Origin of the sequence: Phreatobacter sp. (assembly GCF_051860605.1) — a bacterium.
GTDB lineage: Bacteria > Pseudomonadota > Alphaproteobacteria > Rhizobiales > Phreatobacteraceae > Phreatobacter.
The window spans coordinates 258549-283121 of the sequence record NZ_JBHYDR010000005.1 but is presented as its reverse complement, the minus strand read 5'-3'; the positions used below and the strand labels follow the sequence as shown (position 1 = coordinate 283121).

The 24573-nt window shown below is 66.0% G+C and carries 25 protein-coding genes; 16 read left to right on the top strand and 9 right to left on the bottom strand.

The annotated features are described in order from the left end of the window. Positions 1 to 199 precede the first annotated feature (199 nt). Positions 200 to 1378 carry a cupin domain-containing protein gene (locus tag ACTIFS_RS11215; RefSeq protein WP_439574175.1) on the bottom strand — a complete coding sequence of 393 codons (1179 nt, stop codon included), beginning with the start codon at positions 1376 to 1378 and terminating at the stop codon, positions 200 to 202. 22 nt (positions 1379 to 1400) lie between these two features. After that, entirely contained in the window at positions 1401 to 1754 is a 354-nt protein-coding gene (locus ACTIFS_RS11210) for a hypothetical protein (protein ID WP_439574174.1), read from the bottom strand. Between the two features lie 596 nt (positions 1755 to 2350). On the opposite strand from ACTIFS_RS11210, the gene typA reads away from it, so the two are divergent. The 3 genes from typA to ACTIFS_RS11195 all read left to right on the top strand — a co-directional run bounded on the left by typA (position 2351) and on the right by ACTIFS_RS11195 (position 5893). Beyond that, on the top strand, positions 2351 to 4174 hold the full coding sequence (gene typA, locus ACTIFS_RS11205) for a translational GTPase TypA (protein WP_439574173.1): 1824 nt from the start codon (positions 2351 to 2353) through the stop codon (positions 4172 to 4174). A gap of 231 nt (positions 4175 to 4405) precedes the next feature. Continuing rightward, a complete protein-coding gene (locus tag ACTIFS_RS11200; RefSeq protein ID WP_439574172.1) occupies positions 4406 to 5323 on the top strand; it encodes an IS1595 family transposase in 918 nt (305 codons plus the stop codon). A gap of 441 nt (positions 5324 to 5764) precedes the next feature. Continuing rightward, on the top strand, positions 5765 to 5893 hold the full coding sequence (locus tag ACTIFS_RS11195; RefSeq protein ID WP_439574171.1) for a hypothetical protein: 129 nt from the start codon (positions 5765 to 5767) through the stop codon (positions 5891 to 5893). 45 nt (positions 5894 to 5938) lie between these two features. On the opposite strand, the gene ACTIFS_RS11190 is transcribed toward ACTIFS_RS11195, so the two are convergent. Continuing rightward, positions 5939 to 6076, bottom strand: a complete 138-nt coding sequence (locus tag ACTIFS_RS11190) for a hypothetical protein (RefSeq protein WP_439574170.1) — start codon at positions 6074 to 6076, stop codon at positions 5939 to 5941. On the opposite strand from ACTIFS_RS11190, the gene ACTIFS_RS11185 reads away from it, so the two are divergent. Both ACTIFS_RS11185 and ACTIFS_RS11180 read left to right on the top strand, forming a co-directional pair. Beyond that, on the top strand, positions 6076 to 6849 hold the full coding sequence (locus ACTIFS_RS11185; protein WP_439574169.1) for a hypothetical protein: 774 nt from the start codon (positions 6076 to 6078) through the stop codon (positions 6847 to 6849). The genes ACTIFS_RS11190 and ACTIFS_RS11185 overlap by 1 nt on opposite strands. Positions 6850 to 6868: 19 nt before the next feature. Continuing rightward, positions 6869 to 7348: a hypothetical protein gene (locus ACTIFS_RS11180; protein ID WP_439574168.1), complete on the top strand. Its 480-nt coding sequence runs from the start codon at positions 6869 to 6871 to the stop codon at positions 7346 to 7348. Positions 7349 to 7469: 121 nt separating this feature from the next. On the opposite strand, the gene ACTIFS_RS11175 is transcribed toward ACTIFS_RS11180, so the two are convergent. The 3 genes from ACTIFS_RS11175 to ACTIFS_RS11165 form a co-directional block, all read right to left on the bottom strand. Then, complete coding sequence (locus ACTIFS_RS11175; protein ID WP_439574167.1) at positions 7470 to 8273, bottom strand: DUF4393 domain-containing protein; 804 nt, start codon at positions 8271 to 8273, stop codon at positions 7470 to 7472. 622 nt (positions 8274 to 8895) lie between these two features. Next, positions 8896 to 10872 carry a methylmalonyl-CoA mutase family protein gene (locus ACTIFS_RS11170; protein WP_439574166.1) on the bottom strand — a complete coding sequence of 659 codons (1977 nt, stop codon included), beginning with the start codon at positions 10870 to 10872 and terminating at the stop codon, positions 8896 to 8898. A 120-nt stretch (positions 10873 to 10992) separates the two neighbouring features. After that, positions 10993 to 11247, bottom strand: coding sequence for a GlsB/YeaQ/YmgE family stress response membrane protein (locus tag ACTIFS_RS11165; RefSeq protein ID WP_439574165.1), 255 nt, complete (start codon positions 11245 to 11247; stop codon positions 10993 to 10995). Positions 11248 to 11509: 262 nt separating this feature from the next. Between ACTIFS_RS11165 and ccrA the strand changes: the two genes are divergently transcribed. Then, the gene (gene ccrA, locus ACTIFS_RS11160) at positions 11510 to 12790 is read left to right on the top strand and encodes a crotonyl-CoA carboxylase/reductase (RefSeq protein ID WP_439574164.1); all 1281 of its coding nucleotides are present in this window, start codon (positions 11510 to 11512) and stop codon (positions 12788 to 12790) included. A 45-nt stretch (positions 12791 to 12835) separates the two neighbouring features. Here ccrA and ACTIFS_RS11155 read toward each other — a convergent pair whose 3' ends face one another. Then, on the bottom strand, positions 12836 to 13141 hold the full coding sequence (locus tag ACTIFS_RS11155; RefSeq protein WP_439574163.1) for a DUF1330 domain-containing protein: 306 nt from the start codon (positions 13139 to 13141) through the stop codon (positions 12836 to 12838). 143 nt (positions 13142 to 13284) lie between these two features. On the opposite strand from ACTIFS_RS11155, the gene ACTIFS_RS11150 reads away from it, so the two are divergent. From ACTIFS_RS11150 to pheT, 8 genes are all read left to right on the top strand, one after another. Further along, entirely contained in the window at positions 13285 to 13806 is a 522-nt protein-coding gene (locus tag ACTIFS_RS11150) for an SRPBCC family protein (RefSeq protein WP_439574162.1), read from the top strand. 37 nt (positions 13807 to 13843) lie between these two features. Next, positions 13844 to 14326, top strand: a complete 483-nt coding sequence (locus ACTIFS_RS11145; RefSeq protein WP_439574161.1) for a DUF1579 domain-containing protein — start codon at positions 13844 to 13846, stop codon at positions 14324 to 14326. A 192-nt stretch (positions 14327 to 14518) separates the two neighbouring features. Then, positions 14519 to 14719 carry a 50S ribosomal protein L35 gene (rpmI, locus tag ACTIFS_RS11140; RefSeq protein ID WP_439574160.1) on the top strand — a complete coding sequence of 67 codons (201 nt, stop codon included), beginning with the start codon at positions 14519 to 14521 and terminating at the stop codon, positions 14717 to 14719. Positions 14720 to 14766: 47 nt separating this feature from the next. Next, on the top strand, positions 14767 to 15132 hold the full coding sequence (rplT, locus tag ACTIFS_RS11135) for a 50S ribosomal protein L20 (RefSeq protein ID WP_439574159.1): 366 nt from the start codon (positions 14767 to 14769) through the stop codon (positions 15130 to 15132). A gap of 145 nt (positions 15133 to 15277) precedes the next feature. Continuing rightward, the gene (gene pheS / locus ACTIFS_RS11130; RefSeq protein ID WP_439574158.1) at positions 15278 to 16360 is read left to right on the top strand and encodes a phenylalanine--tRNA ligase subunit alpha; all 1083 of its coding nucleotides are present in this window, start codon (positions 15278 to 15280) and stop codon (positions 16358 to 16360) included. A gap of 10 nt (positions 16361 to 16370) precedes the next feature. Further along, entirely contained in the window at positions 16371 to 16760 is a 390-nt protein-coding gene (locus ACTIFS_RS11125) for an integron (protein WP_439574157.1), read from the top strand. A 4-nt stretch (positions 16761 to 16764) separates the two neighbouring features. Then, a complete protein-coding gene (locus tag ACTIFS_RS11120; RefSeq protein WP_439574156.1) occupies positions 16765 to 17391 on the top strand; it encodes a DNA polymerase III subunit epsilon in 627 nt (208 codons plus the stop codon). Beyond that, positions 17388 to 19805 (top strand): phenylalanine--tRNA ligase subunit beta, encoded by a 2418-nt coding sequence (gene pheT, locus ACTIFS_RS11115; RefSeq protein ID WP_439574155.1) that lies wholly within the window; start codon positions 17388 to 17390, stop codon positions 19803 to 19805. The genes ACTIFS_RS11120 and pheT overlap by 4 nt, the downstream gene beginning before the upstream one ends. Positions 19806 to 19868: 63 nt before the next feature. Here the strand turns inward: pheT and ACTIFS_RS11110 are convergent, their stop codons facing one another. After that, complete coding sequence (locus tag ACTIFS_RS11110; RefSeq protein ID WP_439574154.1) at positions 19869 to 21527, bottom strand: acyl-CoA synthetase; 1659 nt, start codon at positions 21525 to 21527, stop codon at positions 19869 to 19871. Positions 21528 to 21737: 210 nt separating this feature from the next. On the opposite strand from ACTIFS_RS11110, the gene ACTIFS_RS11105 reads away from it, so the two are divergent. Together ACTIFS_RS11105 and ACTIFS_RS11100 are read left to right on the top strand one after the other, a co-directional pair. Then, complete coding sequence (locus tag ACTIFS_RS11105) at positions 21738 to 23213, top strand: M81 family metallopeptidase (protein ID WP_439574153.1); 1476 nt, start codon at positions 21738 to 21740, stop codon at positions 23211 to 23213. A gap of 105 nt (positions 23214 to 23318) precedes the next feature. Further along, complete coding sequence (locus tag ACTIFS_RS11100) at positions 23319 to 23765, top strand: BLUF domain-containing protein (RefSeq protein ID WP_439574152.1); 447 nt, start codon at positions 23319 to 23321, stop codon at positions 23763 to 23765. Between the two features lie 3 nt (positions 23766 to 23768). On the opposite strand, the gene ACTIFS_RS11095 is transcribed toward ACTIFS_RS11100, so the two are convergent. Continuing rightward, positions 23769 to 24557, bottom strand: coding sequence for an ABC transporter ATP-binding protein (locus tag ACTIFS_RS11095; protein WP_439574151.1), 789 nt, complete (start codon positions 24555 to 24557; stop codon positions 23769 to 23771). Positions 24558 to 24573 lie beyond the last annotated feature (16 nt).

The window sequence follows — 24573 nt, the reverse complement described above, 5'->3', positions numbered from 1 at the left end:
CCTGGCAGGCACGATAGGGTCCGGATTTCCGCCTCTCCGGCCGGCAGGCCTGCCCGCGGCCTGCCCCTGTCCCGTCCGGACAGAGTGCGACCGCCGGGGTGCCCTGCGCGGCGCAACTTGGCGCGTCATGGCGCGGATCGCAAGAGGCTCGCGAAGGATGGCCGGACAAGCGGCCGGCGCATGGCCAGCCTAGGCCGGCCTAGACTGCCCGCACGAGAATGCCCTGCCTGACCAGCCGCTTGCAGAAGTCCAGGGCGGCGGCGCCGCCAAGCGCCTTGGCGGTTGCACCCGTTTCCAGCTTCTGCAGCCAGCCCAGCTCGACGGCCGTCAGCGGCACGGTTCCGCCGGCCCATCGCAGTTCGGCGCCATCACCGAGCGGCACGACATAGTGGTGGAGCGAATCGGCCAGAACCAGCCGCTCCGAGGCCTTTGGATCGGCGACGACCAGCCCCCGGCCCGGCAGCGGCAGGCGATCCAGCGCCAGGCGCTCGAGGAAGAACATAGAGGCGAGGTCAAGCGACTCGTCGGTGGCAAGTCCCTGCAGCCGCTCGGCCGCAAGGCCGGCCAGCGCCGCCCGCGGCGCTTCCTCCGCCAGGCGCCAGACCGGGAAGGCCTCGCGCAGCGCCGGGGTCGTCGCCTCGAGCTGGTCGATCATGGCCTTCAGCGCATCGCCCCAGGTCGGCTCCATCAGCCCGACGGTAATATGCAGCGAGGGCTCGCCTCCAGGCTGCGCGGCGGCATCGTGCAGCACGCCGCGCGGCAGGTAGAGCGCATCGCCCGCCTTCAGCGTCAGATGCTTCGCCTTGGAGGCGTCCGGCGCATAGGCCTGTCCGTCCCAGGGCGTGCGGTTGGTGGCGAACGGGACCGGCTGATGGTCCCAGTAGCGCCACTTCTTCTCGCCCGAGACCTGCAGCACCAGCACGTCGTGTGAATCGAAATGGGTGCGGAAACCCTGCGCGCCGGGCGGGGTCAGATAGATGTTCGCCTGCACCGGATGCAGGAACACCCGCTCCAGCCCGCGGCAGAAGCCGGCAAGCGGACGGTGCAACTCGTGGAATTGCGAGACGATCAGCGTCGCTCCGCCATCGAACAGGCGGAACAGGCGCACCGGGTCGACCCGGCCATCCTCGTGGGTGAAGTCCTCGTCCGGCACGGCCGCGCTGCCGTTGCGGCCGCTGTCGGCCATGGCGACGCGCGGCGCCTGGGCGGCATCCGTGTTCAGGAACCCGTCGAGATCGGCGATCGACAGGACCTGCGCAAACCGCCTGGCGCTCCTGAACTTCAGGTGGCGCGGCGCGCAGGCCTCCCGCAGCTGCAACCCGTCCTCGACCGACATCCGCCCGAAGGCGAGCGCAAACGCATCCGCTGCCAGCGTCATGATCCGACCGCCTGCCGGGCGCCTACCAGCCGCGACCGCGGCCCTGTGCATCCCACGGATCGTTGTCGGTCACCCGCACGCGGCGGCGGATCACGCGGCGCCGGCCACGGCCCGGATCGTCCCACGGGTCGCTGTCGGTGCCGCGGCGGATGACGACGCGGCCGCGGCCGCGGCCCTCACGGTCATAGGGGTCGCTGTCGGTCACCCGGCGCCGCTGCGCTTCGGCCGGCGTCGCCGTGGTCACGGTGGCTGCGGCGGCAATGGCTGCGCCGCCCATGAGCGTCTTGAACATGAACAGGCGCCGGTCGAGCTTCGGCTCCACGCCACCCTCGGGGGCGGGCTTCGCCAGCGATTTCTTGGGTTTCTGATCGGTCATCACATGCTCCCGTCGCGGCTGCGCATGCAGCCACATGGAACGATTCCAAACCGGAGTGTGAACCAGAGCGGCATCCTGCCGCAAGCCCGTAATGACCCTAGGTCAGCTGCGGAGCCGCAGACTTTGCGCAATCGACGCGAAATGCAGGGTGGCATTGGCCGTCCGGGCCGCCCAAAATGGGCGCGGCGGCAGGGTGGAGCGGGAGGAGACCACGTTCAAGGGGTCGCAGATTGCGGTCCCCTCCCGTCCGAGCCAGTGATCCGGCAACGCAATACCTGACGCCGGTTCGCAACCTATTCAGCAGGACCGGTGCCAGAGCGGCCATGAGCCGTGCCAACACCGCATATGGTGATTGGCGCAGCGTCCCCATCAATATCTTGATCGCGGGGCCCTGCCCCCGCCCGGGCCTCTCCCGCTCTGACCGATGCATTCTGCAATGGCCTTGCAGAACGCGAGACCGCACGCCATTGCCACGGTCCGTGCCGTTTCCGTTGCCATGGGGCCGCCCCTCCTATAAGTGCAGCGCAACACGAGCATGCGGGTCCGCGTTTCACGGGGGCCCGCGCTTTGCTTTCCAGCGACCGGACGCCGCCCCCATGAGCATGCGCAACATCGCCATCATCGCCCATGTCGACCATGGCAAGACCACGCTCGTCGACAAGCTGCTGCAGCAGTCAGGCTCGTTCCGCGAGAACCAGCGCGTCGCCGAGCGCGTCATGGACTCCAACGACCTGGAGAAGGAGCGCGGCATCACCATCCTCGCCAAGGCCACCTCGGTGGTCTGGAAGGACACGCGCATCAACATCGTCGACACGCCGGGCCACGCCGATTTCGGCGGCGAGGTCGAGCGCATCCTCTCCATGGTCGATGGCGCCATCGTGCTGGTGGATGCGGCCGAGGGGCCGATGCCGCAGACCAAGTTCGTGGTCGGCAAGGCGCTGAAGATCGGCCTGAAGCCGATCGTCGCGATCAACAAGATCGACCGTCCGGACGCCCGCCACATCGAGGTCATCAACGAGGTCTTCGACCTGTTCGCGGCGCTCGATGCCACCGACGACCAGCTCGACTTCCCGATCCTCTACGGTTCCGGCCGCGACGGCTGGATGGCCGAGAAGCCGGAAGGTCCGATGGACCAGGGCCTCTCCCCCCTGTTCGACCTGGTGCTGCGCCACGTCCCCGAGCCGAATGTCGAGCCCGGCCCGTTCCGCATGCTCGGCACGCTGCTGGAGGCCAATCCCTTCCTCGGCCGCATGATCACCGGCCGCATCGCGTCCGGCAGCATCAAGCCGAACCAGTCGGTCAAGGTGCTGGCCCGCGACGGCTCGCTGATCGAGACCGGCCGCGTCTCCAAGATCCTCGCCTTCCGCGGCATCGAGCGGCAGCCCATCGACGAAGGCGTCGCCGGCGACATCGTCGCCATTGCCGGCCTGTCCAAGGGCTCGGTCGCCGACACCTTCTGCGACCCCTCGGTCGACACCGCCATCCAGGCCCAGCCGATCGACCCGCCCACCGTCATGATGGGCTTCATCGTCAATGACTCGCCCCTCGCCGGCACCGAAGGCGACAAGGTGACCAGCCGCATGATCCGCGACCGCCTGTTCAAGGAGGCCGAGGGCAATGTCACGCTGAAGATCGAGGAAAGCCCGGACAAGGACACGTTCTTCGTCTCCGGCCGCGGCGAATTGCAGCTGGCCATCCTGATCGAGACCATGCGCCGCGAGGGCTTCGAGATCGCCGTCTCGCGGCCGCGCGTCGTCTTCCAGAAGGGCGAGGGCGGCGAGACGCTGGAGCCGGTCGAGGAGGTGCTGATCGACGTCGACGAGGAACATTCCGGCGTCGTCGTGCAGAAGATGAGCGAGCGCCGGGCCGAGATGGTCGAGATGAAGCCCTCGGGCGGCAACCGCCTGCGCCTGGTCTTCCACGCCCCGACGCGCGGCCTCATCGGCTACCAGTCGGAGCTTCTCACCGACACCCGCGGCACCGCGATCATGAACCGCCTGTTCAAGGCCTACGAGCCCTACAAGGGCGAGATTCCGAGCCGGATCAACGGCGTCCTGATCTCCAACGACATCGGCGAGAGCGTCGCCTATGCCATGTGGAACCTCGAGGACCGCGGCCCGATGATCATCGACCCGGGCGTCAAGGTCTATCGCGGCATGATCATCGGCATCCACAACCGCGACAACGACCTCGAAGTGAACGTGCTGAAGGGCAAGAAGCTCACCAATATCCGCACGACCTCCAAGGACGAGGCGGTGCGCCTGACCCCGCCGATCCGGATGACGCTGGAAAAGGCGCTGGCCTGGATCCAGGACGACGAACTGGTCGAGGTGACGCCGAAGTCGATCCGGGTGCGCAAGACCCATCTGGACCCGAACGACCGCAAGCGCGCCGAGAAGGCCCGCGAAGCGGTGGCCTGATGCTATTTAGCTGACCGCTTTGGCTAAGTTCCGGCCATATTCGGTCATCTGCGCAATGCCCCTCTGCTCTTGGAACGACTCGCCGAATTCTTGTTTTAATTTCAAGTATTCTGGCATCTTTCTTAAATCATTATACTTTTCATCGTCCGAAAACCAAGACGTATACTGGCAATTATCACCTTGACGTAGTAGGCTCTACCTGTATGATGGGCTCAATACCGGAGCCTATCCATGTCGAACCTGTCCAACCCGATCTTTCACGACGAGACCAAAGCCCGCGAGTGGCTTGAAGCACGGGTTTGGCCGAACGGCCCGGTCTGCCCTCATTGCAAAGAGGCCAATCGCGCCACCCTCATGAAGGGCAAGAGCCACCGTCCCGGCCTCTACCAGTGCAATGCCTGCCGCGAACCCTTCACGGTCACCGTGGGCACGCTCTATGAGCGCTCCAAGGTTCCGCTGCATACGTGGCTGGCCGTCACTCACCTCATGATGGCGTCGAAGAAGGGCATGTCAGCCCTGCAGATCAGCCGCATGATCGGCAAGCCCTACAAGACCGTCTGGTTCCTCTGCCACCGTATCCGCGAGAGCCTGCGCGAGGTCCACACCGGCCCCCTCGGCGGTGGCGGCAAAACCGTTGAGGCTGACGAGACGTGGGTTGGCGGCAAGGCCAAGAACCGCGTCACTCGCGAGCCCGCACCCAAGAAGCCCGTGCTGTCCCTCATCGAGCGTGACGGCAAGGTCCGCTCGTTCCATGTCCCGGCTGTGACCGCAGCCACCCTTGGCCCAATCATCAATGCCAACGTCGATAAGGCCACGGCCCTGATGACGGACGAGAGCACGGTCTATCCGGGCATCGGCAAGAAGTTCGCCAGCCACAGCACCGTGAACCACTCAGCGAACGAATATGCCCGCCTCGGCGGCTACATCCACATCAACACCGCCGAGAGCTATTTCAGCCTCGTGAAACGCGGCATCACGGGCTCGTTCCACCACGTCTCGGAAGCCCACCTGCACCGCTATCTCGCGGAGTTCGACTTCCGCTACAACAACCGCACCGTAACCGACTACGAGCGCTTTTCAGCCTCGATCCCCGGCATCGTGGGCAAGCGTCTCACCTATCGGCGGCCTGACTCGCACGGGTGCGATTGATACCACCTTGAAGCGCTTCTTCCGCAAGGCCGGCATCCGTCTGATACGTCGCAAGTTCAGGAAGTCATCCCCAAGGGAAGGCTAGATATTCCCGCATAAGGATTTCCTTATGTCCCGGAAAGCTGTGGCCGTTACTCGCGCTCGTCTTGACGAATCGCGGAAGCTGATCGTTGGTGGGTTCTGATTGCCTCGGAAAAAACGAACGGCCCGGAGTTGGCGCTCCGAGCCGTTTGAATTGAGGCGAGGCAGAGTGTCTGTCTGAACCGGGCACCTGCCACGTGGTCACTACCCACAGCGTTTCACTACGCTGATTTGGGGATCGCGTGCAAGACGGTTCAGACCATCAGCCACCATGAAAGGTCACTACTCATGGCTGATAGGCAGACGCCGCAGCGCGGCATTCGTTCCCCTTCCCGTCGTCTCACTCCGTGGGACGTGGCGATGATCAAGAAGCGCATCCGTGAGGGTGAGTTTCTGAACCGCATCGCCGCCGACTACGACGTGAACCCCGGGCGGGTGAGCGAGATCAAGAACGGGCATCGTTACGGCGATATCCCGGCCGCTGCGTAGCGGTGAATACGGGGAGGCGCGGTGGGCGACTGCCGCGCCTCTTTCTCAATCCTTCTTGATCGGCTTGGGCGCCGGCTTGTGCTTCGGCCCGCTCTTGATTGCAGCATCAACCGCGCGCTCGAAACGATCCCAGCCATCGGGGCGCTCGTCGAGCTTCTCGCCCTCCTTCTTGGTGTCACTCAATGGCCGACGCATTCGAAAGCCCCCGGTTTTTGCTGACGCAATCGAGCGAAAACATCTCGAAATTCGAAGGCCTCTGCGAAGCCTTTCTCACAAAGAATGGATACACCAACGTCGTGGATATAGAGCCGGAGACCGGAAACAAGGTTTTCAAGGTCGCGTTCAGAAACCCGCTCCCGGCCAAGGCGAGGCACCTCGCGACCACTGCTCTCAACGACATTCGACACGCTCTGGATCAGGCCGCCTGCGCCGCCGTTGCCGTTGTTACCGGCGCGGAACCCGGTGACGTTTTCTTCCCCAAGGGAGAAACGCCCTCCGACCTTCTCGGGCGGCTCAGGAGAAAAATTCCGACCGAATTGCACCCCATTTTCCAGTCGTTCGAAACATACCCAACTCAAAATGGAGCGCCAGGCGGGAACCACACCCTGTGCGCCCTCATTGAGGCCGCCGGCCCGAACAAACACAGCGTCACCTACAAAGTGGGGGGGCGGATCACCCAATACAGAGACGACAACATTCGCGGCACCAACGTTATCTCCATCGGCCTGCCCCCCGAATGGGACTGGGACAAAAACGAGATGATTATTGGCGTCACAGCCCCGAACGGACACCTCGACTACCAGTTCAAGATCGCCGGACTTGTAGCCTTCGGCCCATCGAGGGGGCTGACAGGCGTGCCAGTTACGGGATTCCTGCGCCAAGCGTTTACCGAAGTTAGCCGCGTCGTGGACGCTCTCGAAGCAGAGGCGACCCGCATCATTTCGAGTCGCCCCTAGCCGATCGGGACCATCAGACATGACAAAGCCTCACCGCGCAATTATCCCCCTCGAAGGCTCCCCCAATATAGCAACGTATGTCGGGTTCGTTGCGGGGCACTTCGCGCTCCTCGAAGACCAAATGTGCAGGCTATACGCCAGCCTGCTGCGTATCAGTCGCTCCAATGCGCAACTGACGTTCTACGAATTCGCCGCAAGACGTAGGCGCGAGATACTCAAAGCGCTTCTGGCCGAAATCGACGATAAGGCGCTTGCTGATGAGGCCATCTCATTCATTGATGAGCACGTGAAGCGTGTCACCGATCGGCGGAACGAGTTCATGCACCACATGTGGGCGGCTGGCGGCAAAGGGCGCATCGTGAGGATCGACCCGACGCGCACCCTCTCTGGGAAACAACTCGTGTACGAAACCGAGCTATCTGCGAAAGCATTTTTCGAGGACATCGCAGTCGTCAATGAACGCTTCCAAAGACTGCTCCTCAGAATCACGAGCCCCTAAAATCGCTCGATGTATGGCAAGGACGATCTGCCCATCGCGCCTCGTGAAGCGGCCCTCTGAGGCCACATGAGTTCGCAGCACTTTAACACCCGCCGAAATCATGGCTGGAGTGACATCAATCTCAGCAGTGCCGGCCTGTCCAGTTTCTTCTACCACTAGTGCCTACTATGTCAAAGTGATAATTGCCCGTATACTTTGCAGATAAAACACCTAGCCTATCTAGATTTTCAATGTAAACCCTTGTCATAATCGGATTTTCACATTTGCTTTGCAAGGCAATATCAGAATAATGCACAACAATAGGAACTATTGACGTTCCCTCTTTCTTTTTTGACAGCGTCATGATTGGCAATGACGGGCCATTATGCAGCTTCATTATGATTTTCGCTTCATCGACAGAAATTTGCTTCAATACTTCGACGTAGGACGGGTGAATTTCCCCTTTAACGCGAGAATCCATGGCATTTGAGAGTAAATTTGCGAACATGTCCCGTAGATTTTCTTTTCCATCTAACGTTCTGACCGCCTCTAATGCGGAGGCGGCAATCTGCATGTCCGGCTCGACTCTATTTTCTTCTGGAATATTATGAACCCTTGGTTCTATTTTCTCATTTATCCAATCAGATAGTCGTTCTGCGCCCCATATAACGCCAAATACTGGCCTCATCAGAACATGAGCTGCACGATTCACCAATTGACCGGCTGTTGACCCAAGCGGCGCGATCTCCTTTCCAAAATTCTTGGCAGCCGGCCCAACAGCTGCCCCGATTGTCTGTCCAACACCAATTTTTGGGTCGAGACTTGATGTCGTTTTGGGCTTCGCAGGTCTGCTGGGTTTCTTTGGCATCACGCTGCCAGTCCTTGCGCTTCGTCGGTCAAGCCATTCAGCGTGAACATCAGCCACGGTGTCAACCAGTGCTTGCACTTCGCCAACTCCTACGCGCTGGCCTCCACATTCACCCCGTCCCGCACCGTCTCATCCGCATTGATCCAGAGCCCCGGCTGCATCGGTAGCCAGGAGGCGGCGCCCATCAGTCATCAGTATTCAAAAAAGATTTCCGTGCCGAAAATGGAGGCGGCGAATTGGATTCCCAGCAGTCATATCGATCCCAGCCTCATACATGTTGCAGTCGTCTAGCAGCATATCGATGGGCGGCGCGGCAAGGGCGCGGAGCCTCGCTCGCCGGCTACAATTCACATCCCTCCTCATCCTGAGGTGCGAGGACATTAGCCCGAGCCTCGAAAGACGCGGATCCGTTGGGCAGGCCGGACGGGCACAACCGTGCGGGGCGGAGGCGATATATGGCAGCGCGCTTGCCGTGGTGCGGATCGCTGACCCCAAACGCGCTTGCCGCCGTGCGGATCGCAGGCCCCACCCTCACCCTCCCCGCTGCGCGGAGAGGGGGACTATGGCGTTACACCCGATGCTGAACCCGTCGCGCCAGGCCCTGCGGCCGGGATAAGGCGCGACGTCAAAGTCCCCCTCTCCGCGCAGCGGGGAGGGTAAGGGTGGGGAATTCTGTTCAGCGAGCGCAAACCTCGCCCCCTCAGGCCGCCTGACGGGCCCCGGCGCCGACGATCCGCACGATGTCCGCCATGATGGCGTTCAGCTGGAAATCCTTCGGCGTATAGACCGCCGCGATCCCGGCCTCGCGCAGCACCACCTCGTCCTCGGGCGGGATGATGCCGCCGACGATGACCGGCACGCCGTCCAGGCCCTCCGCACGCATCCGCTCCATCACCTCGGTGACCAGCGGAATGTGGCTGCCCGACAGGATCGACAGGCCGACGACGTGGACGCCCTCTTCCAGCGCCGCATTGACGATCTCGGCCGGTGTCAGGCGGATGCCCTCGTAGACGACCTCCATGCCGCAGTCGCGTGCCCGCACGGCGATCTGCTCGGCGCCGTTGGAATGGCCGTCGAGCCCGGGCTTGCCGACCAGGAACTTGATGCGCCGGCCGAGCACACGCGAGACCTTCTCGACCTCCTCGCGGATCGGGGCAAGGTCACCGGCATCCGCGCGGGCGGCCCGGCCGACGCCGGTCGGCGCGCGATATTCGCCGAACACCTCGCGCAGCACCTGACCCCATTCGCCGGTGGTCACGCCGGCCTTCGCCGCGGCGATGGAGGGCTCCATGATGTTGCGGCCCTCCTGGGCGGCCGAACGCAGGTCGGCAAGCGCGCGGTCGGCGGCCTTTGCGTCGCGCTGTTCGCGCCAGGCCCGGATGCTGGCGATCTGGTCGGCCTCCACCGCCGGGTCGACCACCATGATCGAGCCTTCTCCGGTGGTCAGCGGCGAGGGCTCGGTTTCGGTGAAGCGGTTGACGCCGATGACGGTCAGTTCGCCGCTCTCGATCGCCTCCAGCCGCCGCGAATTGCTCTCCACCAGCTTCGACTTCATGTAGGGCACGGCCGCGATCGCCCCGCCCATGCCGGCGATCAGCGCCATCTCGGCGCGCGCCTCGGCCTTCAGCTCCTCCACCTTGGCGGCAACCGCCGGATTGCCGTCGAACAGGTCGCCGAACTCCAGCAGGTCGGTCTCGTAGGCGAGGATTTGCTGCAGGCGCAGTGACCATTGCTGGTCCCAGGCCCGCGGCAGGCCGAGCGCCTCGTTCCAGGCGGGAAGCTGCAGGGCGCGGCAGCGCGCCTTCTTCGAGATCGTCACCGCCAGCGCCTCGATGAGGATGCGATAGACGTTGTTCTCGGGCTGCTGCTCGGTCAGTCCCAACGAGTTCACCTGCACGCCGTAGCGGAACAGCTTGTGCTTGGGGTCGGTGACGCCGTAGCGGGTCTCGACCAGCTCCTCCCACAGGTCGACGAAGGCGCGCATCTTGCACATCTCCGTCACGAACCGCATGCCGGCATTGACGAAGAACGAGATGCGGCCGACCACCTCGCCGAAATCCGCCTCCGGAACCTCTCCCGAGGCCTTCACAGTGTCGAGGATGGCGGTGGCATTGGCGAGCGCGAAGGCCAGTTCCTGCACCGGCGTCGCGCCGGCCTCCTGCAGGTGGTAGGAGCAGACGTTCATCGGGTTCCACTTCGGCATTTCGGCCGTCGTGAACAGGATCGTGTCCTTGGTCAGCCGCAGCGACGGCTCGGGCGGAAACACATAGGTGCCGCGGGACAGATATTCCTTGAGGATGTCGTTCTGCGTGGTGCCGGAGAGCTGGTCGCGCGGCGCGCCGGTCTCGTCGGCCACCGCCGCATAGAGCGCCAGCAGCCAGGCCGCGCAGGCATTGATGGTCATCGACGTGTTCATCTCGGCCAGCGGGATGCCGTCGAACAACGTGCGCATGTCGCCGAGATGGGAGACCGGAACGCCGACCTTGCCGACCTCGCCGCGCGCCAGCACATGGTCGGCGTCGTAGCCGGTCTGCGTCGGCAGGTCGAAGGCAACCGACAGGCCGGTCTGGCCCTTGGCGAGGTTCGCCCGGTAGAGCGCATTCGACTTGGCGGCCGTCGAATGGCCGGCATAGGTGCGGATCAGCCAGGGCCGGTCGCGCTTCGTCGTGCTGCCCATGGTCGCCTCCCGACTGGGTTCTTGGCGTCCATTCTGTGCCGTGTGACGATTTATTGCAATGCAGCGAAAGTCGCCCGCGCTCGGCCGTCCGGGGGAGGGCCGAGCGCGCCGACGGAGGCGCTAGGCGCGCCTGACCAGGCTGATGAGGAAGAGGAGGATGACGGCACCCAGCGTCGCGGAGATGATCGCGGAGAGGATGCCGCCGCCGATGGCGATGCCGAGGCGCGGGAACAGCCAGGTCGCGATCAGGGCGCCGATGATGCCGACCACGATGTTGCCGACGAGGCCGAAGCCGAATCCCTTGACGATGATCCCGGCCAGCCAGCCGGCGATCGCTCCGACGATGATCAGGATGAGCAGGCTTTCGATGGGCATGGGCATGTCTCCGCTGTTCTGCCGGGCCGGGGGCACCGGGGACGACAGCTTAGCGCCCCGGCCGCCCGCTTGCCACGGCGATTGACCGGGACGGCCGGACACCGCAGGCTGGAAGCGCAATCTGCCGAAAGTCTGAGCCGGGCGTGGCGATATTTCCCGTCCGGCCTGTGGATTCTGTCTTGCCTCTCCATGTTGCACTGCACATACTCCGCCTCCCACGAGCCCGGCCAAGAAGGCTCATGACGACCCAAGAGGTGACACCATGGCTGCCGCTGCCCCCGCGCCCGCTTCCCGCCCGCTGAAGGACCTCTACGAGTTCGGCGAAGTCCCGCCGCTCGGCCATGTCCCGGCGAACATGTATGCCTGGGCCATCCGCAAGGACCGCCACGGCCCGCCGGAACAGTCGTTCAAGGTCGAGGTCGTGCCGACCTGGAGCCTCGGCGAGGACGAGGTGCTGATCTACGTCATGGCCGGCGGCGTGAACTACAACGGCATCTGGGCCGGCCTCGGCCAGCCGATCTCCCCGCTCGACGGCCACAAGCACCCCTTCCACATCGCCGGCTCGGATGCCTCGGGCATCGTCTGGGCGGTGGGCGCCAAGGTGAAGCGCTGGAAGGTCGGCGACGAGGTGATCGTCCACTGCAACCAGGACGACGGCGACGACGAGGAGTGCAATGGCGGCGACCCGATGTTCTCGACCTCCCAGCGGATCTGGGGCTACGAGACGCCGGACGGCTCCTTCGCGCAGTTCTGCCGCGTCCAGTCGCGCCAGTTGATGGAAAAGCCCCGGCACCTGCCCTGGGAGGAGGCCGCCTGCTACACGCTGACGCTGGCCACCGCCTACCGCATGCTGTTCGGACACCCGCCCCATACGCTGAAGCCCGGCGACAACGTGCTGGTCTGGGGCGCCTCCGGCGGACTCGGCGTGTTCGCCGTCCAGCTGGTCGCCGCCGCCGGTGCCAACGCCATCGGCATCATCTCCGACGAGAGCAAGCGCGACTACGTGCTCCAGCTCGGCGCCAAGGGCGTCATCAATCGCAAGGATTTCAACTGCTGGGGCCAGATGCCCACGGTGAATTCCGACGAATATGCCGCCTGGACCAAGGAAGCCCGCAAGTTCGGCAAGGCGATCTGGGACATCACCGGCAAGAAGGATGTCGACATGGTGTTCGAACATCCGGGCGAGGCGACCTTCCCCGTCTCCTGCCTCGTGGTGAAGCGCGGCGGCATGGTGGTGTTCTGCGCCGGCACGTCCGGATTCAACATCACCTTCGATGCCCGCTATGTCTGGATGCGGCAGAAGCGCATCCAGGGCTCGCATTTCGCCCATCTGAAACAGGCCGCGGCGGCCAACCAGTTCGTGCTCGACCGGCGGGTCGATCCCTGCATGAGCGAACTGTTCCCCTGGGACAAGATCCCGGCCGCCCACGCCCTGATGCATGCCAACAAGCATGCGCCCGGCAACATGGCCGTTCTCGTCAACTCGCCGCGGCCGGGCCTGCGCACGCTCGACGACGTCATCGAGGCGACCGGCGGAGGTTGAACGGAACAGGTTCAGGCGGCCGGCCCCGGCCGCCAGCCCGGCTGATCAGCCCGGCTGCGGACCCTCATAGCCCTCGATGACGATGGCATCCATGTCGGCGCCGCCCTTCTGCTCGGCGCGGGCATCCCGGTATTCCGGCGAATTCCAGCAGGCGAGCGCCTGCTCGTAGCTCGGAAACTCGATCACCACGTTGCGCGAGCGGCTGGAGCCGACCACCGGCTCGAACGTCCCGCCGCGCACGAGAAACCGCCCGCCGAACTTGGCGAAGGCGATGCCGTTCTTGGCCACATAGTTCTTGTAGGACTCGGCGTCACGGACATCGACGCGGGCGATCCAGTATCCCTTGGGCATGACAGGCTCCTCCACGGCGCCATTGATGACGCAGCCGGCGCCGCGGAGCAATGTGCCCGCGCCCCGTCGGTGCGATTGACATGGCATGGGAGTCGCCTTAGAGAACTATTGAGTTATTTTTACTAACTACGCGGAGCACCGCCATGTGGTACGTGATCTCGGGCCTCGTCGCGGTCGTTGTCGCCATGCTCGGCTTCGCGGCAACACGCGCCGACCACTTCCGCATCGAACGCTCGATCATCGTCAACGCGCCGGCCGAGCGCATCCATCCCCTGATCGCCGATTTCCGCAACTGGCGCGCCTGGTCGCCGTGGGAGGACAGGGACCCCAACCTCGAGCGCAGCTATGCGGGCAACCCGTCCGGCCGGGGCGCGACCTATGCCTGGCGCGGCAACAGCCAGGCCGGGGAAGGCCGCATGGAGATCCTCGCGGACGAGCCGCAGCGCATCGCCATCCGGCTCGATTTCATCAAGCCCTTCGCTGCGCAGAACACCGCCGAATTCGTCCTGACGCCCGAGGCCGGCGGCACGCGCATCACCTGGGCCATGTTCGGGCCCCAGCCCTTCATCGCCAGGCTGATGGGCCTCGTCTTCAGCATGGACCGCATGGTGGGCGGCGATTTCGAGACCGGGCTCGGCCGCATGAAGGCGGCCGCGGAAGCCTGACCACCCCAGTCCACATCCATATCGCAGGGAGAGACCGATGATCGGCGAACCGCAGCAGGAACATCGCTGGCTGGACCAGCTTGTCGGCGACTGGGAGACGGAGGGCTCCTGCCCCGGCGGCCCCGGCGAGCCGGACCAGGTCATGCGCGGCCGCGAGAGCTTCCGCTCGCTCGGCGGCATGTGGGTGGTTGGCGCCGGCGAGGGCGAGATGCCCGGCGGCGGCACGGCCCTGACGCAGATCACGCTCGGCTATGACCCGGCCCGTGGCTGCTTTGTCGGCTCCTGGGTGGGTTCGATGATGCATCGCATGTGGCTCTACGAGGGCCACCTGGACGCAACCGGCAAGGTGCTCACGCTCGACAGCGAGGGGCCGAGCATGTCGGGCGACGGCACGATGGCGAAATATCAGGACATCATCACCATCATCGGCCAGAACGAGCGCAGCTTCTCGGGCCAGGTGCTGATGCCGGACGGCAGCTGGAACCGTTTCATGACGGTCACCCAGCGCCGCCTGGGCTGAACCGGAAGGCCGCCAGGCCGGAACGGGCTCTTGCCGGTCCCGGCGTCTTCCTGTATAGGCCCGCGCTTCGGATCGCCCGGCTGATCAAGGGCTGCCGTGGCGATCCCGATTGCTCACACCGAGCTTTCAGGACGGGTTCATGCGGGGTTCGCCCCGCAGCGCTGCCGGTCCGCAACGATTGAAGAGAGCCAAATGCCCAAGATGAAGACGAAGTCGGGCGCCAAGAAGCGCTTCAAGATTACGGCGACCGGAAAGGTGCTCTACGCCCAGTCCGGCAAGCGCCACGGCATGATCAAGCGGTCCAACAGCCAGATCCGCGACCATCGCGGCACCAAGGTCCTGTTCGAGACCGACGCCTACAACATCAAGCGGTACTTCCTGCCGAACGGCTGATCGCCGGCTCCAGGACCACCCCTTCAGATATTGAAAAGAGATCAGCCATGGCCCGCGTCAAAAGGGGCGTTACGTCCCACGCCAAGCATAAGAAAGTCCTGAAGGCCGCCGCCGGATTCCGGGGCCGCCGCAAGAACACCATCCGCGCCGCGAAGGCTGCCGTCGACAAGTCGATGCAGTATGCCACGCGCGACCGCCGCAACAAGAAGCGCACCTTCCGTGCCCTGTGGATCCAGCGCATCAACGCCGCGGTCCGTGGCCACGGCCTGACCTATTCGCGCTTCATCGCCGGCCTGACCGGCGCCGGGATCGAGGTCGACCGCAAGGTTCTCTCGGACCTTGCCATCACCGCCCCCGACGGTTTTGCGGCCCTGGTCGAAAAGGCCAAGGGAGCGCTGCCGGCGAACGCCTGACCTCACTCGCAGGTCCAGAACATTCCGGCCCGCGCGCCCCTCCACGGGGGAGCGCGGGCTTTTTCGTTCGGTGCTTGACTGCAACCGCCGCAGGCCTCCAAACGAACCCGATCTCACCGCAACGACAACCGGGCATCCATCAGCCATGACCGATCTCGCCGCGCTCGAAAGCGATCTTCTGTCCCAGGTGGCGTCAGCCAGCGACGAGGCGGCGCTCGAGGCCGTCCGCATCGCGGCCCTCGGCAAGAAGGGCTCCGTCTCGGCCCTGCTCGCCAGCCTCGGCCAGATGGCGCCCGACGAGCGCCGCACGGCGGGCGCCGCCATCAACCAGGTGAAGGACCGGGTCAGCGAGGCGCTCGGCCAGCGCCGCGACGTGCTGAAGGCCGCCGCCCTCGACACCCGCCTCGCCGCCGAAGCCGTGGACGTCACGCTGCCCGTTCGCGAGAGCCCGGCGGAAACCGGCCGCATCCATCCGATCAGCCAGGTGATGGACGAACTGACCGCCATCTTCGCCGACATGGGATTTGCCATTGCCGAAGGTCCGGACATCGAGACCGACGACTACAACTTCACCCGGCTGAACTTCCCAGAGGGCCATCCGGCCCGCGAGATGCACGACACGTTCTTCTTCAATCCGAAGGAGGACGGCAGCCGCCTGCTGCTGCGCACCCACACCTCGCCGGTTCAGGTGCGCACCATGCTGAGCCAGAAGCCCCCGATCCGCGTCATCTGTCCGGGCCGCACCTATCGCTGCGACAGCGACCAGACCCACACGCCGATGTTCCATCAGGTCGAGGGCCTTGTCATCGACAAGGACAGCCATATCGGCCACCTGAAATGGATCCTGGAGGAGTTCTGCAAGGCCTTCTTCGAGGTCGACAGCGTGAAGATGCGCTTCCGGCCCTCGTTCTTCCCCTTCACCGAGCCCTCCATGGAGGTCGACATCCAGTGCAACCGCCAGGGCGGCGAGGTGCGCTTCGGCGAGGGCGAGGACTGGCTGGAAATCCTCGGCTGCGGCATGGTGCACCCGAACGTCATCCGCAATTGCGGCCTCGACCCGGACATCTACCAGGGCTTCGCCTGGGGCATGGGCATCGACCGCATCGCCATGCTGAAATACGGCATCAACGACCTCCGCCAGTTCTTCGAGGCGGATGTGCGCTGGCTGTCGCACTACGGCTTCCGGCCACTCGACTTGCCAACCCTGGCGGGTGGCCTGTCAACCTGAGGAGACAGACATGCGCATCGTCGGCACCCTGCTGCTCGCATTCGGCGTTCTCGCCACGCCGGCCATGGCCCAGACCCGGCCCTCGGTGCCGGTGGTGGTCGGCGGCGACGCCGACCTCGACGCCTGCGCCACGCTCAGCCAGATCCGCGGCCTGAACCCGCGCGGCGACGGGTTCCTGTCGGTCCGCTCGGGACCTGGCACCGGCCATGCCGAGATCGACCGCCTGTTCAACGGCAACCAGGTCTATTCCTGCGCCGAGCGGGGCGACTGGATCGGCATCATCTATCCGTTCAGCCGGCGCTGCGGCGTGGCCACCCCCTGGCCTGCCGCCCGTCCCTATGCCGGCCCGTGCCGGTCCGGATGGGTTCACCGCCGTTTCGTCCGCGAAGTCGCAGGCTGAGCGCGTGACGGCCAGCGCCTACTATTTCGTGACGGACATCGAGGCCGATGGTCCCAATCCCTTGCGGAACTCGATGCTGAGCTTCGCGAGCGTGGTCTTGCGCGACGACGGGCACATCTGCGGCGAGTTCGAGGCGGTGCTGGAACCCATGCAGGATCGCGAGGCCAATCCCGCCACCTTGGCCTGGTGGGGAACCCAGCCGGCGGCCTGGAAGGCCGCGACGGAGAACGCCGTGGATCCCGCTGTCGAAATGCGGCGCTTCACCGATTGGGTCGGAAGCTTTGACGGGCGGCGCGGCTTTGCGGCCCGCCCGCTCCTGTTCGACGGTCTCTGGATCGACCAGTATCTCAGGCTGTTTTCCCGGGAAGACATCTTCGGCGTGTCCTTCTGGGGCTCGACGCTGTTCGATGGTCAGGCCATCGACATCGATTCCTATGCCATGGGCATTTTCGGCCGCACCGCGGTCGCAGACCGGGGCGGGCCGCTGCCGGCCGAATGGCTCGGCCATGTCGAGCATACCCATAGCGCCATCGACGACGCGCGCGGCTACGCCAACCTCCTGTCGCGTCTCTTCACCATCGCACGCCAGACGCCCGACCACCCTGGCGACTATTTCGGGGCCGAACGATGAAATTCACCCTCTCCTGGCTCAAGGACCACCTCGACACCGAGGCCTCCCTTGCCGACATCACCGAGACGCTGACCCGGATCGGGCTGGAGGTCGAGGGCATCGACGATCCCGGCGCGCGGCTGAAGGACTTCACCATCGCCCGCGTCATCTCGGCCGAGCAGCATCCCAACGCCGACCGGCTGCGCGTCTGCATGGTCGATACCGGATCGGGCGACGCTGTGCAGGTGGTCTGCGGCGCGCCCAATGCCCGCACCGGCATGATGAGTGTCTTCTCCCCGCCCGGCACCTACATACCGGGCAAGAAGATCACGCTCGGCGTCGGCACGATCCGCGGCGTCGAGAGCTGCGGCATGCTCTGCTCGGCGGCGGAGCTGGAAATCTCCGACGACCATGACGGCATCATCGACCTGCCGGCGGATGCCCCGCTCGGCATGCGCTATGCCGAATGGGCCGACATCGCCGACCCGGTCATCGAGATCAACCTGACGCCCAACCGGCCGGACTGCACCTCGGTCCACGGCATTGCCCGCGACCTCGCCGCCGCCGGCCTCGGCAGCCTCAAGCCGGACCCGATCCGGCCGGTCAAGGGCGCCTATGCCAACCCGCAGAAGGTGCGCCTGCAATTCGCGGCCGGCGAGGCGCACTATTGCCCGGCCTTCGCCCTGCGTCTGGTGCGCGGCGTGACCAACGGCGCCTCGCCCGCATGGATGCAACGCCGGCTGAAGGCTATCGGGCTGCGGCCGATCAACGCCCTCGTCGACATCACCAACTATGTCACCTTCGACCGCGGCCGGCCGCTGCACGTCTTCGACGCCGCCAAGGTCAAGGGCGACCTCGTCGTGCGCCGCTCCACCTCCGGCGAGACCGTGCTCGGCCTCGACGGCCGCATCTACGGCTTCACCGGCAACGAAACGGTCATCGTCGACGACAACGGCGTCGAATCGATCGCCGGCGTCATGGGCGGCGAGCATTCCGGCTGCGACGAGACAACCACCGACGTGCTGATCGAATCGGCGCTCTGGGACCCGCTGGACATCGCCCGGACCGGGCGCAATCTCGGCATCGTCACCGATGCGCGCTACCGGTTCGAGCGCGGCGTCGATCCGAACTTCACCCTGCCCGGCGTGGAACTGGCAACGAAGCTGGTCATGGACCTGTGCGGCGGCTCGCCGTCGGACGTGACGCTCGCCGGCGCGATCCCGGACACCAGCGCCGTCATCACCTTCCCGCTGTCCGAGACCAGGCGCCTGACCGGCCTCGACGTGACGGAACGGGAGGCGCGGCGCATCCTCGAAGGGCTCGGCTTCCACGTCTCCGGCTCCGGCCCCGTGGTCAAGGTCTCGCCGCCCTCCTGGCGGCCCGACATCCACGGCAAGGCCGATCTCACCGAGGAGATCATGCGCATCGCCGGTGTCGACCGCGTGCCCTCCACGCCGCTCGACCGGGGCGGCACGGTGCCGAAGCCGGTCCTCACCCTGATCCAGAAGCGCACGCGCGCCGCCAAGCGCGCGCTGGCGGCCCGCGGCATGGTCGAGGCGTTGACCTGGAGCTTCATCTCCAAGGCGCAGGCCGAGCTGTTCGGCGGCGGACAGCCGGCGCTCGCCCTCGCCAATCCGATCGCCTCGGATCTGTCCGACATGCGGCCGAGCCTGCTCGTCGGGCTGGCCACGGCCGCCCAGCGCAATGCCGACCGCGGCCATGGCGATGTCGCCCTGTTCGAGGTCGGGCAGGTGTTCCGCGGCGACCAGCCGGACGACCAGTTCATCGCCGCCTCCGGTGTCCGCCGCGGCCTTGCCCGGCTCGCCGGCAACGGCCGCCACTGGCAGGGGAGCGCACCGGTCGACGTGTTCGACGCCAAGGCCGATGCGCTGGCCGTGCTGGCCGCGGCCGGCGCTCCGGTCGCCGGCATCCAGGTCGTGCCCGGCGGCCCGGCCTGGCTGCATCCCGGCCGCTCGGGCACGTTCCAGATGGGCCCGCAGAACATTTTCGGCTGGTTCGGCGAACTGCATCCGCGCGTGCTCGAGGCGCTCGACGTCAAGGGGCCGGTCGTCGCCTTCGAGGTGATCCTCGACCGGCTGCCACCGCCCAAGGCCCGCCCGACCCGCACCAAGCCGGCACTGGCGCTCTCGCCCTTCCAGCCGGTGGAGCGCGACTTTGCCTTCCTCGTCGGGCGCGAGGTCAAGGCGGCCGACATCGTGAAGGCGGCGCAGGCCGCCGACCGGCAGTTCGTCGCCGGTGTCGAGGTCTTCGACGTCTACGAGGGCAAGGGCATCGAGACGGACCGCAAGTCGGTTGCCATCGCGGTGACGCTGCAGCCGAAGGACAAGACCCTCACCGATGTCGAGATCGACGCGGTCGCCGCGAAGATCGTCGCCGAGGTGATGAAGAAGACCGGCGCGACGTTGCGCGCCTGAGGTCCCGGTCCGCGAACCTGCCCGTCAGCCCTCCGGGCTGACGGCGTGGTCCAGCCCTGCCCGTCAGCCCTCCGGGCTGACGGCGCCCTGCTCGATGAGCATCTCGCGGATCAGCTTCTTCGGCACCTTGCCGTAGCCCGATTTGGGCAGTTCCTGCCAGACGAACACCTGGCGGGGCATCTTGTAGCGCGCCAGCTTTCCGTCGAGATGCGTCAGGATCTCGCCGTCGTCCACCTGCGCGCCCGCCCGCGCGACGACAACCGCCACGCCCGCCTCGCCCCAGCGCCGGTCCGGCACGCCGAGCACTGCCACCTCCGACACCGCCGGATGGGTCAGGATCAGTTCCTCGATCTCTCGCGGATAAACGTTCGAGCCGCCGGATATGTACATGTCCGAGGCCCGCCCGGTGATGTAGACATAGCCGTCCGCATCCTTGTGGCCGAGGTCGCCGGTGCGGAAGAAGCCGTCGCGGAACGCCTTCGCATTGGCCTCCGGATTGTCGAAATAGCCGGCAAAGACGGCTGGCCCCGCCACGCAGATCTCGCCGGTCTCGAAGGGGGCCAGCTCCGCTCCGGCCTCGTCGAAGATGCGCACGTCCATCGCCGTCCGCGGATAGCCGCAGGTGCCGATCCGGCCCTGCGCGCCGTCGTCGATCGCGTGTTCGCGCGCCGGAAATACGGTGATGTTGCCGGTCACCTCGCCGAGGCCGAAATATTGCACGATGCACTTGCCGAGCCGGGTCAGCGCCATCTGCTGGTCGGCGCGGTACATCGGCGAGCCGGCATAGATCACGTGTTTCAGGCTGGAATGGTCGTGCCGGTCGGCGGCCTCGTGGCCGGCCAGCATGGTGAGGATGGTCGGCACGGTGAACATGTTGGTCACCCGGTGCTCGGCGATCAGCTTGAAGGCCTCCTCGCAGTCGAGCCGCTCGGTGGAGAGCAGCACCGTGCGCGCGCCCCGCGCGACCTGGTTCAGCTGGTGGATGCCGGCGCCATGCGACAGCGGCGCCACCACCAGCGAGGCATCGTGCTCGGTCGTGCCGGGCACCAGATCGGCCAGGTGATTGGTGACGACGAAGCCCATCTGGCCGTGGGTCAGCACGGCCGCCTTGGGCTTGCCGGTGGTGCCGGAGGTGAAGAAGAACCAGCAGGGATCGTCATGGTCGGCCGGCTCCGGGCTCACCGTCGCCCCGCCCGCCATCATCGCCTCGCCCTCGGCGACCAGCGCCTCCCATTCGGCATCGGCGAAGTCGCAGGCACCGATCGACACCGTCAGCGCGAGGTCGGCATCGGCCGCCTTCACCGCCGCCGCGTGATCGGGAAAGATCTGTTCGCAGATCAGGACCTTCGCGCGGGCGGCCTGCGCGATATAGGCCACCTCCTGCGCCGTGTTGCGGAAATTGGTCGGCACCCAGATCGCCCCCAGCGTCCAGGCCACGAACATGCTCTCGAACATGGCGTTGGAATTGCGCGCCTGGGTGACGATGCGGTCGCCCCTGCCGACGCCGCGCAGCTTCAGTGCGGCCGCCGCCGCCCGGACCCGCGCCGCCATCTCCTGCCAGGTCCAGGTCCTCTCCCGCCAGACCAGCCCCGGCCGGTCGGGAAGGCGGCGGGCCGTGCCGAACAGCAGGTCGGCAAGGTTCATGACCCGGCGCGACAGGGGCTGGCAGACGACGCGGCCGTCAGCGGCAAGGTGCGGTCCGAGGGAGGTTGGGCTGGTCATGATTGGCGCGTTCCGGGGCTCTTGTGCCGGAACGATAGCATCCGCCGATCCATCCGGCAGCCCGCCGGACGGCGGGGCTCCCCCGACGCTGCCGGCCGGTCGCAGAACGGCGTTCACCCGCCGCTACATGCAAGCCATGTGCTGAGTGGCCCTTGAGCCGGCGGGGCGGTCAGGGTCGAATGGCACATCAGGCCAGTCCGGGACCCCGTCATGCGCATTTTCACGGCGAGCATCGCCACCGAGACCAACACCTTCTCGCCGATCCCCACCTCGCTGGAGAGCTACCTGACCTGCTTCGTGGCACGGCCCGGCGACCACCCGACCGACAAGCCCTCGCTCTGCACCGCACCGCTGTTCGTGGCCCGCCAGCGCGCCAAGCAGGAGGGCTTCACGCTGATCGAGGGCTCCTGCTTCTTCGCCCAGCCGGCCGGCATCACCACGCGCCGCGCCTATGAGGCCATGCGCGAGGAGGTGCTGGAGCAGCTGAAGGCCGCCATGCCGCTGGACGGCGTGCTGCTCGGCATGCACGGCGCCATGGTGGCGGACGGCTATGACGACTGCGAGGGCGACATCCTCGAGCGCGTGCGGGCGATCGTCGGTCCCGGTTGCGTGATCGGCGTCGAGCTCGACCCGCACAACCACATGACGCTGAAGCGCGTCGGCCTTGCCGACATCATCATCTGCTTCAAGGAATATCCGCACACCGACATCCTGCCGCGAGCCGAGGAACTGGTGACGCTGGTGCTGAAGACCATCCGCAAGGAGATCAGACCGGTCGCCTCGCTCTATGACTGCGGCATGATCGCCTTCTATCCCACCACCTCCGAGCCGATCTGCTCCTTCGTCGCCCGCCAGAAGAGCTTCGAGGGCCGCGACGGCGTGCTCTCGGTCTCCTTCGTCCACGGCTTCCCCCATGCCGACGTGCCGGAAATGGGTTCGCGCGTGCTGGTCTATACCGACAACCGCAAGGCGGAGGGCGACGCGCTGGCGCAGATGCTGGGCGAGGAGATCATCGCCCTGCGCGGCCGCACCGCGCCGCCCAATCTCGACTATGCCGATGCGCTCGACCAGGCGCTGGCCGCCGACACGGCGAAGGGACCGGCGATCATCGCCGAGCCGGCCGACAATGCCGGCGGCGGCTCGGCCTCCGACAACACGATGTCGCTGCGCGAACTCATCGCCCGCGGTGTCGAGAATGCCGCCGTGGCGCCGATCTGGGACCCCGGCGCGGTCGCCTTCTGCCACGCGGTCGGCCCCGGCGGGCGGTTGAAGCTCCGGATCGGCGGCAAGGTCTCGTCCGAATCCGGCGATCCGGTCGATGCCGACTGCGAGGTGATCGCGGTCGCCACCGATTGCCACCAGAGCTTCGGCGATGCCAAGGCGGCGGTCGGCGATCTGGCCGCGGTGCGGGTCGGCGGCATCACCGTCATCATGAACACCAACCGCTGCCAGGCGCTCGGCCGCGAGCTGTTCACCGAACTCGGGCTCGACCCGGCCTCCTACCGCCTGCTGGTGCTGAAATCGGCCCAGCACTTCATGTCGGGCTATGGTGCGCTCGCCTCGCACGTCTTCTACTCGGAGACGCAGGGGCCCTCCACCCAGCGCTACGAGAAGCACGCCTATACCCGCATCGCCCGGCCCATATGGCCATTGGATGCGGATGCGCCCGGCCGGCTGATCGTCTGAGAGCCGCACAGGTCCAGACCGTCGCACCATGTCAAAAGACACGTCGAGCGGCGGGTATCCGCGCGAAAAGGGCCGTCAATAGGCGGATTTGGCCCGGGGGCAAGAATGAGTGACGGAACGATCGTACGGCTGACCTATGTGAGCCGGCACGATTTCGACTGCGACGGACACGGCTTCCATCCGGCCTTCACCACGATCGAGCAGGTGGCCGTGCTGACCAATGCCACGCTCGACATCACCGGCTTCCTGATCTGCGCGCGCTCCTGGTTCGCGCAGATCATCGAGGGTCCGGCGGACAGCATCGGCAAGCTCTACGAGGCGATCGCCCGCGATCCGCGTCATCACGACGTCCGGCTGATCGAGCAGGGTCCGGCCGACCGGCGGCTGTTCCCCGACTGGCACATGGCCATCGGCATCGCCTCGCCGGCGGCCATCATGGTCTTCGCTACGCTTGACTTCTCGGAGCGCAACGCGCCGGAGAACCGCAGCGCGCAGGACCTGCACGAACTGGCAACCGATCTTGCCGCCCTGCGCCGCCTGGCCGATGGCTGAGGCCTAGAACCCCGCCTCCACGGCGATGATGGTCTCGCCGCGGATATCCTCGGTGAGCTGCTCTTCCAGAACCGTGAAATCCGCCGTCGTCTTCAGCTTGTAGGAGCGCGGATGGGCGAAGGGCACGGTCACCTCGCTCTTGAACCGGCCGGGCCGGGCGCTCATCACCAGCACGCGGTTGGCCATGAACACGGCCTCCTCGATGTCGTGGGTGACGAACAGCACGGTCTTGCGGTGCTTCTCCCAGATCGACAACAGCAGCTCCTGCATCAGCGAGCGGGTCTGGTGGTCGAGCGCGCCGAACGGCTCGTCGAGCAGCAGCACCTTCGGGTCGTTGGCGAGCGCGCGGGCGAGCGCGGCGCGCTGCTGCATGCCGCCCGACAGCTGCTTGGGATAGTGGCCGGCGAACTGGGTCAGGCCCACCTGCGCCATCAGCGTCTCGGCAATGGCGCGGCGCTCTGCGGCCGGAACGCCGCGCTCGCGCGGGCCGAACTGGATGTTCTCGGCCACCGTCAGCCAGGGGAACAGCGTGTAGCTCTGGAACACCATGCCCCGGTCGGCACCGGGGCCGGTCACCGGCCGGCCGTCGAGCGTCACCGTGCCGGCGGTCGGCCTGTCGAGACCGGCGACGATCCTCAGCAGGGTCGACTTGCCGCAGCCCGAGGGGCCGAGGATGGCGACGAACTCGCCGTCGGCGACCGACAGATCGACCGGCGCCAGCGCATGGGTCGGCTGGCCCCCGCGCACGCCCGGAAAGGTGCGCGACACGCCCCTGATGACAACGCCGGTCATGCTGCGGTTCCTTCTG